The sequence below is a fragment of the Streptomyces rapamycinicus NRRL 5491 genome, from assembly GCF_024298965.1.
Taxonomy (GTDB): Bacteria; Actinomycetota; Actinomycetes; order Streptomycetales; family Streptomycetaceae; genus Streptomyces; species Streptomyces rapamycinicus.
Genome location: NZ_CP085193.1, coordinates 8323688 through 8335836, shown reverse-complemented (window position 1 = coordinate 8335836; position 12149 = coordinate 8323688). Strand labels below are relative to the sequence as shown.

Genomic DNA, 12149 nt, shown 5'->3' with positions numbered 1-12149 from the left:
CTGCGGTTTCTTTGCGCTATCGCCTAGCGGCCATAACCCACGCCCATAAGGGGGAGGATTCGCTGTGATGGTGCCCACGCGGCGGGCGATGGTTGCCGAGGCCAGAGAGCTGGTACGGATACGTCAGCTCTCACTGACCTACCCCGAGCGCGAGGTCCTGTACACGTCCTTTGGCTTCTGGCACGGCGAACCGCGGATGATCTGGCGGGCCGAGTGATGGCACGACGTGGACAGACACAGAGCGCGCCTCTCAATCCGCATCCGGCTCGTGACGACGGAGCGTTGCGGTCCGTGGTGGACGACGCGGCGATGGGGCGATGGGAAGGCGCCCGGGATCTGCTGGCCGCGACGGGCGCGGACTGGGACCGCCGGATCTTCCGTCTCCAGGTCCTCGCCGAGGTGGGGGTGCGGCTCAGGTTCGCCGACACCTGGGCGAAGGCCGAGCCACGCTCACATCACGCCCTCGCTCTCCTCGCGAACGTGCACGCCCTGCGCGCGATGATCGCCGGACGCAGTGCCGGCCGGGCGCTGATGGAGGATGCCTGGTCCACCTGCCGCGCCGCCCTGAAGGTGTGGCCGCAGGATGTGGCACCGCTGGTGGTCATGCTCGCGCTGCTGCGCACCCACGCTCCCGACCGGAAGGTACTCAGCCTCGTGTGGGAGGAGATCAAGCAGCGCGACCCCTGGAACCGCGAAGCCCATCATGAGGTGGTCACCTACCTGTTCCCTCGCTATCACGGCGCACCGGGAGAGGCGGCCTGGTGGGCCGAGGAGCAGGCATCCACTGCCCCCAATGGGTTGCCCCTGGCGGTCTTGCCACTCGTCGTCCTGGCGGAAACACACCGGGCCCGCCAGGAGCAGGACCAGAGGTCCTACGGCCTGACGATCCACCCCTGGATCGACTGTCCGCACATCGACGGCGTGCTGGAGCGCTGGTGGCGCTATCGCGCACCGAGCCCGCACGCGTGTTTCGCCGATGACGCCAACTACCTCGCCCACGCCCTGTCGTTCGCGAACCGCCACATCGAGGCCCTGGAGGTGTTCGACGCCATCGGCCCGTACGCCACGCACGTTCCCTGGTCCTACTGCGGTCAGGCCCGCGAACTGTTCCTGCGGCACCGCGCCTGGGCCTACAGCCCACCGCGGCGCCGACACCGCTGAGCACCCACAACCACCCGACCGACGCAAGAAGGGCGGAATACCTGTGCCTCTTGATGTCTCCCGTGTCTCCGACGAGGAACGCCTCAAGCAGCTCGGCTACCAGCAGACGCTGTCCCGCTCGATGTCCGGCCGCGCCAACTTCGGCGTCAGCTTCACGATCATCTCCATCCTGTCCGGCTGCATGACGCTCTACGGCTACGGCATGAACACCGGCGGACCCGCAGTGATCATGTGGGGCTGGCTGTTCGTCGGCCTGATGACGCTCTTCGTCGGCCTGTCGATGGCCGAGGTCTGCTCCTCCTACCCCACCAGCGCCGGTCTGTACTTCTGGGCGCACCGCATGGCCCCCAAGCGCTCCGCAGCAGCGTGGGCGTGGTTCACCGGCTGGTTCAACACTCTCGGCCAGATCGCGGTCACTGCTGGCATCGACTTCGGTGCCGCCAACTTCCTCAATGCCTTACTCGATCTCCAATTCGGCTACGCCGCCACGCCGGGCCACACCATCTCGCTGTTCGGGATCATCCTGGCCCTCCACGGCGTCCTGAACACCTTCGGTGTGCGCATTGTCGCCCTCCTCAACGAAGCCTCCATCTGGTGGCACATCCTCGGCGTTGCTGTTATCTGCGGCGCCCTGGTGCTCATCCCTGACCACCACCAGTCGACCCGGTTCGTCTTCGGCGAGTTCGTCAACAACACCGGCTTCAGCTCCAGCGGCTACGTGGTGCTCGTCGGACTGCTGATGGCGCAGTACACCTTCACCGGCTACGACGCCTCTGCCCACATGACTGAGGAGACCATCGACGCCTCCATCGCCGGGCCCAAGGGCATCGTCCGCTCGATCCTCGTCTCCCTCGCGGCCGGATTCGTCCTCCTCTTCGGCTTCACCTACGCCATCCAGTCCTACACCGGTGCCCTCGAATCGGACACGGGAGTGCCCCCGGCGCAGATCCTCATGGACGCCCTCGGCTCGGCAGCCGGCAAGTGGATGCTGCTCATCGTCATCGTCGCCCAACTCTTCTGCGGCATGGCATCCGTCACTGCGAACTCCCGGATGATCTACGCCTTCTCCCGCGACGGAGCGCTGCCCTTCTCCAAGACGTGGCACAGACTCAACCCGGCCAGCCGGACTCCCACCAATGCCGTCTGGCTCGCCACCGGCGGCGCCTTCGCCCTCGGCCTGCCCTACCTGTGGAACAACACCGCCTACGCCGCGGTCACCTCCATCGCCACCATCGGCCTCTACCTCGCCTACGTCATCCCGACCTTCCTGCGGCTGCGGCAGGGGAGCCGGTTCGAGCGGGGGCCCTGGCACCTCGGCTCCTGGTCGACCATCGTGGGCACGATCGCCGTCGCCTGGGTCCTGGTGATCACGGTGCTGTTCATGCTGCCGCAGAGCTCACCGGTCACCGCGGACACCTTCAACTACGCGCCGATCGCAGTGGGCATCGTCATGGCCTTCTGCGGCACCTGGTGGCTCGTCTCGGCCCGCAAGTGGTTCCTCAACCCTGCCCACCCACGCAACTTCAGCCCGCATCGCGAACGTACCCGCGGAGAGGAAGTCCCTCGCCCATAGACCAGGGGCAGAGAGTGGCGGCCCGCTGCTGCTCGCAGGCATCCGGCATACGGAGACGGGGCGAGAGCCTCCACCGTAAGAGATGTCGGTGAGTAAGACCCAGTGACGCTGACACTGCCGGGGCGCTGACGCCCGGCGGCACTGCCCACTGTGGCCGCATCGGCCCTTCACCCATGATCTGGCGCACCCGGTATCCGCCGCCTTACCAACTCGCTTCTCACTCAGTCCTGGACTCCCCAAAGGGCCCTGCCATGACCACACAGCACCACACGCAGCGACGCTCCATCCTCCTCGTCCGTGCATCCTGGCGCATAGACGCAGTAACTGGAACAGATCGATCCATCTCTTCACTTGCCGCCGCACTGGCGGCGGCCGGGCACCAGGTGGCCATCGCCACGGCCACCGAACAGCATGACGGCACCGGACTGCCCGGCGTCCCCGTCGAGCAGTTCGACCTGCCCCTCGCCCTGCCCTGCACTTCACAGGCACTGCGTGAGGCCCTCATCACCACTGAGGCAAAAGTCCAGCGGTCCCTGAGCGACCTGATCGTCCGACGCCGAGTCGACACCGTCGTGTCCGTAGGTGTTTTGTGGGGTCTGGGTCGCCTGCCAATTGATCTTCCTTACGGCGTCCAGCGTGTGCTTGTGGTGCCCGCGCTCCCGCACGAGCAGGACATGCCACCGGCTCTGGCGTATGCCGACACCGTCATCACCTCCTGCGACGCCGTCCTGCGGCAGGCCACCACCGCAGCCTGGCCCACCCGTACATGGCACGTCGTCCCCAACGCCCCGCTCCACAATCCAGGCATCCCAGCCACGGTTGCACGGAAGGCTGAAGCCCCAGTGCGAGTACTGGCCCCGGTCGGCCAGGATGTGGGTGTCCTCGAACTGATCGCAGCCGCCAGAGCATGGCATCGCCATGTGGAGGTCGCCCTCGCTCCGCCCGGGCCCGACGACCTACGCGGTGGGCGAGCCTTACGGCAGCAGTGCCAGATACTCGCCGACCGGGCACCGAATATCACACTCGCCCCGGTGCCCGGCTGGGCAGAAGTACCCGGCTGGCTGGCCGAGGCTGCCGCAGTGATCATCCCGTGCCGCCGACCCGCCAGCAGCATGACCGCTCTGGAAGCCCTCAGCCAGGGCACACCGGTCATCGCCTACAACACCGGCATCCTGTCCGACCTGCTCCTGCCTCTCCAGCACGGTCCCCGCCGGCTGCTCGCCGACGTCATGCACGGGCCGAACGCGTTGCTGTTCCTCACCGACGGACTGCTCGCCGACCCTGCTTCCTATCGCGCGGCCTGCCAGGCCGCCTACTGGCGTGTCCAGGACCTCCGGCCTGTCCGCGTCGCACAGCTCTTCTGCTCTGCCCTGCCTTAAACGACACCGAACCGCCTCAATCCACCCGTCCGGCTACGTCGATGGATCCCCAAGGATGACCGACCGCATCACTGTCCAGGTGTGCGCCGATGACCCCCTCTCCGAAGCCGGGGTGATCGCTCTGCTGCGCCCGCGGCCGGAGATACGCCTGTACGACGGTGCCGACGATCCAGCCGTGACCGTGGTGGCAGCGGACATCTCCGATCCGGCCGGGTACCAACTGCTCCGCACCGCGCAGCACAGCGGCTCATCGCGGCTCGTCCTGTTGGTCTCCCGTCTCCAGGACCATCAACTGTCGCTGGCCGCCGAATGCGGTGCCGCCGGGATCATGTGGCGCGCGAGCGTCGACAGCGATCGGCTCGTCCGCATGATCCAGACCGTGGCTACAGGAGACGGCCACCTCCCGCCGGACCTCCAGACACGCCTGCTCCACTTGCTCGGCCAACTCCACGGAATGAAGCAAGGTCTGGGGATCGGGCATGTGGCCGAGAGAGAAATCGATGTCCTGCGGCTGGTCGCCGAGGGCTACGACACCCCGGAGATCGCCCTCAATCTGAGCTTTTCAGAACGCACGATCAAGAACGTGCTGCACGCCTTCATCACCCGGCACCACCTGCGCAACCGATCCCACGCCGTGGCCTTCGCGCTACGCAAGGGACTCATCTGACCTGCCCCGTCATCCTCTTCAGGAGAACCACTGGTCATGCCCGTAACGAGAGCCGCCGAGGATAGTGGCAGCGACACCTTCCATATCGTCAGCTCCAACTTCGAGGGCAACGGCGTGGGAGACCCCGGTCGCCGCCGGGCCATGCACACCACCATCACGGACATCGGCCCCGGCATCCTGCTGCGCCAGGAATGCGACAAAGCCCTCGCCAACAACGGCAAGCTCCTCTACGAGGACGAAGACGCCCTCGGCCTGCGCGGCTGGATCGGCCCCAAGAAGGGGAAGACCAAGCAGCTCACCGGCATATTCGTTGACCAGTCGCGGTTCCGCTGCGTCGGCGAATGGCGCGACAAGACGGTATGGAACCAACCGCCCACCACTCTCTCGCTGAAGATCGACGACTGCGCAGTGCCGTTCATCGCCTCCTCCGTACACGCCAACTACAGCTCCCCGGCCAGGCGCCGGCTGGAAGCGGAGCGGTGGACCACGCTCAACGACAAAGCCGCCACAGTCCCGGGCGCCTCACGCGCCTACGATCGCGACCGGCGGAAGACACCGGTGTACATGATCGGCGGCGGAGACTGGAACTCCTATCCCGAACCAGGTCTGGATCACGTCCAGCTGCCGGACTGGAACGAGATCGATGACGAGCAGCACATAGCCCACCGCAGCGTGCTGGACGCCCATGGACGCCGTATCGCGGACAGTTATCCCGACCAGATCCTGCGGACCGCGGGCCTGGAAGACATCGCCCGGCATGTCGTCCACACCAACGGCGCCGCCCACCGCCAGGCCCTGGCCCCCACCTGCGGCGTGGACCGGCAGGGAGGCCGACAGCGCGTCGACCGCATCTACGCCAGCAAGCCCCTCCTCCCAGCAATCACAGACGTCAAGGTCATCGACGTGGACTGGTCCGACCACGACGTCCTGGTGGCCACGGTGAACACCCAGGAATTCATCCAGATCCTCAACCGCACCTGGCAGCTGGCACTCGCGGCCTGACCGACCCCTCTCAAGCACCCACACCGTCCGGGGGTTTGCCACGCCCCATCTCAGCTCGGGTCCCTCGACACACAAGCCACCGCTCCACACATCTCTGTATCCCGCCATCACCATCAGACAGGAAACGCCTTGGCTCACGCGAGCTTGTGCACCGACCACCCCGGCTGGACCGACACCGAGTCCCGCTGCTACCGGCTGCTGTCCAACGAACAGGGCGGCACTTGGCTAGCCTCCTGGGACGGGCAAGCCCTTGACTTCATGCCCATGGCCGGCGACGGAAGCCTCCCCGACCTCACGTACACCCATCACCACCAGCTTCCCCCGGCCGTGCCACACCAGCTCGCCGATGCGCTGGCCCCCTTAGGAACAATCGTGCGCATCTCGAACCCCTCGCTATGGGACGCCCTGTGCGTCGCGATACTGCGACAGCGACAGCTCCCTCCCGGCGCCAGTCGCAGGCTCTACCACCGTTGGTGCACCCTCTATGGGCCTGTCTTCGAGAGCCCATACGGAGCCCTCCACCTCACCCCTACCCCGAAGAGGATGCTCGGCCTGCCCGACCACGCCTTCCACAGGGCCAAAATCGCCACCCTCCAGGCAAGCCTACGATCGGCCGCCCATGCCTACCTGCTCCATGCCACCGCGTGGAGACAACTCCAGGGCCACGCTCTGGTCACCGCACTGAGCGACATTCACAAAGTCGACAGTTGGACCGCCGCCGTAGCAGCAGCCGACTACCTGGGCGATTTCGCCCTCTATCCCCGCCACGACCTCACCTTGCGCACACTCGCCCACCGCGCGGCCCCCGACGCCAGTCTTCCCGTCGCGGAAGAACCCTTCGCGCACCAGTGGACAGCCTGGACCGCCGCCTCCAGCCAATTGCGCACCCTGACGCTGGCCACCCTCGCCTTCGGCAGCCACGCCTCCACCGTCCCCACCCCAGCGCAATGAAGTACCCCCCGACCCCAGCCAGCGACGAAGCTACTGTGGCGGCCGGTGACCATCACGGCGGCTTTGCCGGACGCGTGGACCACGTGCGCGATACCGCCCGCTACCAGCCAGTCCGTCGAGCGCTGCCAATGGCAGACATTGCAGAAGCGGCGAACCCGACGACGACCATACGCGGCACGGGGGTTGGTCACCGCAGGTCTACACTGCCGCTCATGACGCGGAGTCCTGTCGATCTGGCGATCTTCGATTGTGATGGCGTACTGGTGGACAGCGAGCGGATATGCGTCAAAGTAGACGCGATGATCACGGCTGACCTGGGGTGCGCGTTCACCGAGGAGGAGATCATCGAGAAGTTCGTCGGCTCCTCCACCGAGGTCTACACGGCTGCCGTGGAGGAACGGCTTGGACGCCGCCTGGAGACGAACTGGCTGCGGCAATACGAGCATCTCTACCAGGCGGCCCTCGAAGCTGACTTGACCGCTGTCGATGGCGTCGTAGAAGCCCTGAACAGCCTTGCGATGCCCGTTTGCGTTGCATCGAACACTGGTCACGCGAGCCTCAGGAGAAACCTGGAGATCGCCGGTCTGAGAGACCACTTCGAGGGGCGCATCTTCAGCGCAGCCGATGTCGCCCGAGGTAAGCCTGCCCCCGACCTCTTCCTGCACGCTGCGCGATCCATGGGTGTAGAACCCGGGCGGTGCGTGGTGATCGAGGACAGTGCGTACGGGGTTCAGGCAGCCCGTGCCGCCGGTATGCGGACTTTCGGCTACTGCGGCGGCCTCACGCCGGCCTCGCGGCTGGAAGGACCAGGCACCACGCTGTTCGACGAGATGCGCGACCTGCCCAAGCTGCTGGCCACCACTATCCACTGAACTTCAGCAGCGCCTTGCTCCCATGACTTGGCTCCGTGAGCCGGAGACACTCCCCCGGCTCACGGCTGAGCTGCCGTCTCCCGGTCTGCTTCAGGCTCCGGTGACCTCGATGGCCGCCAGATTCTTCTTGCCCCTGCGCAGTACCAGCCAGCGTCCGTGAAGGAGCTCGTCGGCCGCGACCACGGCATCCTCGGCAGTCACCTTGACGTTGTTCACGTAGGCGCCACCCTCCTTCACGGTACGGCGGGCGGCCGACTTACTCGGCGCCAGGCCGACCTCAGCGAACATGTCGGTGACCTGACCGAGCTCGCTCACCTTGGCGTTCGGGAGCTCGGAGATCGCGGCGGCCAGCGTTGCCTCGTCGAGTTCGGTGAGCTCGCCCTGCCCGAACAGCGCCTTTGACGCAGCAATCACAGCGGCGCACTCGTCGGCACCGTGCACCAACGTGGTCAGCTCCTCGGCAAGGGCACGCTGCGCGGTACGGGCTTGCGGCCGCTCCTCAGTCACCTTCTCCAGCTCCTCCAGCTCCTCGCGGGACTTGAAGGAGAGGATGCGCATGTAGCGCGAGATATCCCGGTCGTCCGTGTTCAGCCAGAACTGGTAGAACGCGTACGGCGTGGTCATCTCCGGGTCGAGCCAAAGCGTGCCCGTCTCGGTCTTGCCGAACTTGGTGCCGTCCGCCTTCGTCATCAGTGGCGTGGCCAGCGCGTGCACCTCGGCGTGCGGCTCCAGGCGGTGAATCAGGTCCAGACCGGCTGTGAGGTTGCCCCACTGGTCGCTTCCCCCCGTCTGGAGGGTGCAGCCATACCGCCGGTACAGCTCCAGGAAGTCCATCCCCTGAAGCAACTGGTAACTGAACTCCGTAAAGCTGATGCCCTGATCGGAGGCCAGGCGCTGGGCGACCGAGTCCTTAGTGAGCATCTTGTTCACCCGGAAGTGCTTGCCGATATCCCGCAGGAACTCGATCACGGTCATGCCCCCGGTCCAGTCCAGGTTGTTGACCATGGTCGCCGCGTTGTCGCCCTCAAAGGAGAGGTACGGCTCGATCTGCGCCCGCAGCCGGGTCACCCACTCGGCGATCGTCTCCGGGTCGTTCAGGGTGCGCTCGGCCGTCGGCCGAGGATCGCCGATGTGGCCGGTCGCGCCGCCCACAAGCGCCAGCGGTCGGTGCCCGGCCTGCTGGAGTCGGCGGAGGGTGAGCACCTGCACCAGGTGGCCGACGTGCAGGCTGGCCGCGGTCGGGTCGAAGCCGCAATAGAACGTGACAGGGCCGTCCGCGAGAGCCTTGCGCAATGCGTCCTCGTCAGTGGCATGGGCGATCAGCCCGCGCCACGTGAGCTCGTCGACGATGGCCGTCACGGTCCCGTGTCTCCTTGAGTCGCGCGTACAGTGCGGCGGCCAGTCTAGTCGTCCAGCCGGAGCTTCCGCGTTTGTGCTGGTCAGCGGCATCGCGTACGGCGGAAAAGCCAAGATCACCCCACATCTGAGTGTCCTGAGTCACACAGTCCCGAACCATGCGTCGAGCAGCCGGCCGGAAACAGCCTCGCTGTGATCACGGTAGTCACGCACGAGTGCTCTGCCGTTGGTCACGAATCGGGCCCGGAGTGCCGGATCATGATCAAGAGCGTCGATCGCCTGCCCGAGATCTTGCGCGGCCCGCTCGACGTCATTCTGGGAAACCATGGGGTACAGCACATCGCCATCGAGCTCGTAGCCGGCGATCGGTGGCGGGGCGATAAACATCGCGGCGTTCCCGAGTTCGGGCAGGCTGCCTATCCGGTGAGCTATGACAGGCACTCCTGACTCCATTGCTTCAAGCGTGACTCGTGCGAGACCTTCCGGGCCCAGCGACGGCACCAGCAGAATCCTGGTGCGGTTGTAGATCGTGGTGGGATCCGGGGTGAATGCGGCCACTTCGACCCTCGGTGAGGGCGGCACATACGCCGGGACATCGGGCCAGGTTTCCACGGCCAGGTAGGCATCGCTGGGGCGCTGCCGAATGAGCGCGTCCCAGACACGTCGACCCTTGATCGGGTGGTGATTGATCAATGTCAGGGATCGACTCTCTGCCCCCGAAGATGCCGGGCCGACTCGTCGCTCGGGTAGGAGATTAGGGAGAACCTGCGCTGGCACACCGGTTTCGCCATGGAAGGCGTCGGCGATGGTCTCGCTGACCGCGTGCACGCTGGTCTGCCGCATCAGGCTGTAGTAGCTCCGCACCTCATCTTCAGGGTGGTCACTGCTTGTGGGGTAGAGCTGGTCGGTCACGAGCACGGCTACCTGCCGACCGCTCGCAAGGCTCTCGTCCAGCACCGCGTGATGCGCTTCATTGAGCCGAACCGCACACGAGTTGAGCAGGATCACGTCGGGGTCCAGGTCGTTCAAAATATCTTGAAGAGCCCGCCGGTACGCACTGGCTACCCCCGGAGCATCGATGAAGGTTTCGTGGACAGTGCAACCCTGGATGGTTCGAGTTCTGCGTCCGACTCCGGGGTTCCTGCTCTGCGCGATACAGGCGAGGCTGGCCGGGTGCCCTCGGGTTATGACGCGCTTTAGTAGTTCGCGCACCTGCAAGAACAGACCATTGGTAAAGCCCTCGCGGGTGAAGTCGTCGATACTCACAAAGACGATACCGGCCATGACGTTACTCCTTGTGGGCCGCGGCACCGGCAAAGGCATCGAGCAAGCTCCGAAGCCGGACGGCGATCTGGCTGCCGGCAGAGGGCGGGCCAGCGACGCTGAGGGGACTGGGGGCGAGCATTTTGAGGCATGCGACCGCTGAGTACAGGTCGAATACACGCCGCTGATTCGGACCGACGCACAGCGGCACTGCAACCTGCTCAATACAGTCGGCCTCTGGTCCACGAGCCAGAAGTCCAGCACGAGCGACACCAAGCGGGTACAGAGAGTCACCGAATCCGACCTCATCCAGGTCGACGATCGCCGTGACTCTCCCGTCTTCCACCAACACGTTCTGGTGGGTGGCGTCGATCAAGTAGGGCAACGGGGCGATGCCATCGAATTCGGGATGTAGCTCGTGGATGGTTCTGCGAATTTGTCCAATGGCCGGGGCCTCCCGCTGCGGGGGCGCAAGCTGATCGACGGCACCGGTGAAGTACTCCCACAGCACGTCCGACCAGCGCGGGTGGCACCGAAGGTCACCGTAACTGGCGATACCGCCGTACCCAGGACCGGGCGGGAGGCCGCGCGTGCGGTGTTGGATATCGAGCAGGTCGTCGGCAATGCTTCGCTTCTCGGCAGCCGTAAGGCCCACGTAGACGTTGCAGAGATCGGTTCCTGGGGCTTGCTCAAGGAACATGATCGGCCAGGGCAGCGCTGTCCCGCTCAGGTCCATGTGCAGCACGCGGGGAACGGGCACTCCCACCCTTGCCAGCTGGCGCCGCCAATACGCGAAGCTGGCGAAGCACTCAGCGCGGTCGTGACGCGCGATCCGCGCAATCACGCGCTCACCGGACACCAGCTGCACCGTGAACACGAAGTGACTGCGGCCCATCGGGATTCGGTTCGCGGTCACGGCCTCTTGGTTCAGGCATCGGCTGGCCGCCCGCCGGACTGCCTGCTCTGTCGGCGGCTTCATGGCAGAAGCACCTCTGCTGCCGCGAGCGGGATGACATTGAGGCTGGCGTAGCCTCGAAAGAATGACCAGGTCGTCTCGAAGTCGTCGGTACTGACGATCAGACCAGGCACACCAAGGCACCCCGCGAGATGGCCCAGGCCGCTGTCGCACCCCACGAAGAGACGGCATGACAGCAGACGGGCAACCATTTCGGGAAGGTCGGCCCGGACGTAGATCAGGTCCTCGCCGAGGTAGGTCTGGGTGTCGGGGCCGCCGAGGACCCGCACTTCACCGTGCGCCGAGACCTGGTTCAGGAGCCGCCGAGCTGAGTGTCGCGATGGCGCAGTGCCGGAACGCGCATCGAGCTGGTAATACACCACATTCTCTTCGCCACGAGGCGTCGGTGCCCGGCGGAGAGGCAGCGGCGGCACTCGGTGGCGGGCTCGCCCTCCAAAGGCGTCGGTGACGGCGTGGTTGAACCGGTCAAGCCAGGGGATGCTCCATGACGATCGGGCGAAGATCGCGTCGCCGTTGATCGACTCGCTGGGCGAAGGGGCATAGCTCACCCGCTTGCACGCGAACACCTCCACTACCTCGGCAAGGATGGGCGAACCGGATACGGCAACTGATGCCACGGCGTTGTCGCGGCAGTAGTGCTCGAGGCCGGTCACGATGCCCAGTGCGTCGCCGAGGCGGTTATGCCGGGCAAATCGCATCACGGTTCCCCCGGCGAGTGTTGACGGCGGTGTGTCCACCCGCGACGCGATTTTTGCTGCGTCGACGAGCTGGTCGCTCAGGCAGCGCAGCCCTCGTTGGCCGCAGCGCCAAGTCCGGGGGACTGCCGCAATGTCCACCGCGGGCTGCCGGTGGAATTCGACAAATCGCACCTCGCCAAAGCCGAACTCCTCGATGAGCTCACGCATTGCCGGCGGCCCGCTCACCTCGACTCGGGCTAGTCCATGTGTCC

General features: G+C 65.8%; 12 protein-coding genes. 8 read left to right on the top strand and 4 right to left on the bottom strand.

Annotated features, from left to right (window positions below; translation table 11 throughout):
- Positions 1-67: 67 nt before the first annotated feature.
- The 8 genes from LIV37_RS34875 to LIV37_RS34840 all read left to right on the top strand — a co-directional run bounded on the left by LIV37_RS34875 (position 68) and on the right by LIV37_RS34840 (position 7605).
- Complete coding sequence (locus tag LIV37_RS34875; protein ID WP_020871777.1) at positions 68-217, top strand: hypothetical protein; 150 nt, start codon at positions 68-70, stop codon at positions 215-217.
- Between the two features lie 74 nt (positions 218-291).
- Positions 292-1161, top strand: coding sequence for a hypothetical protein (locus LIV37_RS34870; RefSeq protein ID WP_020871776.1), 870 nt, complete (start codon positions 292-294; stop codon positions 1159-1161).
- 43 nt (positions 1162-1204) lie between these two features.
- A complete protein-coding gene (locus LIV37_RS34865) occupies positions 1205-2734 on the top strand; it encodes an amino acid permease (protein WP_020871775.1) in 1530 nt (509 codons plus the stop codon).
- Between the two features lie 251 nt (positions 2735-2985).
- Positions 2986-4113: a glycosyltransferase gene (locus LIV37_RS34860; RefSeq protein WP_158634871.1), complete on the top strand. Its 1128-nt coding sequence runs from the start codon at positions 2986-2988 to the stop codon at positions 4111-4113.
- A gap of 55 nt (positions 4114-4168) precedes the next feature.
- A complete protein-coding gene (locus LIV37_RS34855) occupies positions 4169-4780 on the top strand; it encodes a helix-turn-helix transcriptional regulator (protein WP_020871772.1) in 612 nt (203 codons plus the stop codon).
- A 36-nt stretch (positions 4781-4816) separates the two neighbouring features.
- Complete coding sequence (locus LIV37_RS34850) at positions 4817-5782, top strand: hypothetical protein (protein ID WP_020871771.1); 966 nt, start codon at positions 4817-4819, stop codon at positions 5780-5782.
- A 543-nt stretch (positions 5783-6325) separates the two neighbouring features.
- A complete protein-coding gene (locus tag LIV37_RS34845; protein ID WP_148717778.1) occupies positions 6326-6733 on the top strand; it encodes a hypothetical protein in 408 nt (135 codons plus the stop codon).
- Between the two features lie 212 nt (positions 6734-6945).
- Positions 6946-7605 (top strand): HAD family hydrolase, encoded by a 660-nt coding sequence (locus LIV37_RS34840; RefSeq protein ID WP_020871769.1) that lies wholly within the window; start codon positions 6946-6948, stop codon positions 7603-7605.
- Positions 7606-7695: 90 nt separating this feature from the next.
- Here LIV37_RS34840 and tyrS read toward each other — a convergent pair whose 3' ends face one another.
- The 4 genes from tyrS to LIV37_RS34820 form a co-directional block, all read right to left on the bottom strand.
- Positions 7696-8964 carry a tyrosine--tRNA ligase gene (tyrS, locus tag LIV37_RS34835; RefSeq protein WP_020871768.1) on the bottom strand — a complete coding sequence of 423 codons (1269 nt, stop codon included), beginning with the start codon at positions 8962-8964 and terminating at the stop codon, positions 7696-7698.
- A gap of 138 nt (positions 8965-9102) precedes the next feature.
- Positions 9103-10245 carry a glycosyltransferase gene (locus LIV37_RS34830; protein WP_020871767.1) on the bottom strand — a complete coding sequence of 381 codons (1143 nt, stop codon included), beginning with the start codon at positions 10243-10245 and terminating at the stop codon, positions 9103-9105.
- Between the two features lie 4 nt (positions 10246-10249).
- Positions 10250-11203 (bottom strand): phosphotransferase family protein, encoded by a 954-nt coding sequence (locus LIV37_RS34825; RefSeq protein ID WP_158634872.1) that lies wholly within the window; start codon positions 11201-11203, stop codon positions 10250-10252.
- Complete coding sequence (locus tag LIV37_RS34820) at positions 11200-12105, bottom strand: glycosyltransferase family 9 protein (protein WP_020871765.1); 906 nt, start codon at positions 12103-12105, stop codon at positions 11200-11202. The genes LIV37_RS34825 and LIV37_RS34820 overlap by 4 nt, the downstream gene beginning before the upstream one ends.
- Positions 12106-12149: the final 44 nt, after the last annotated feature.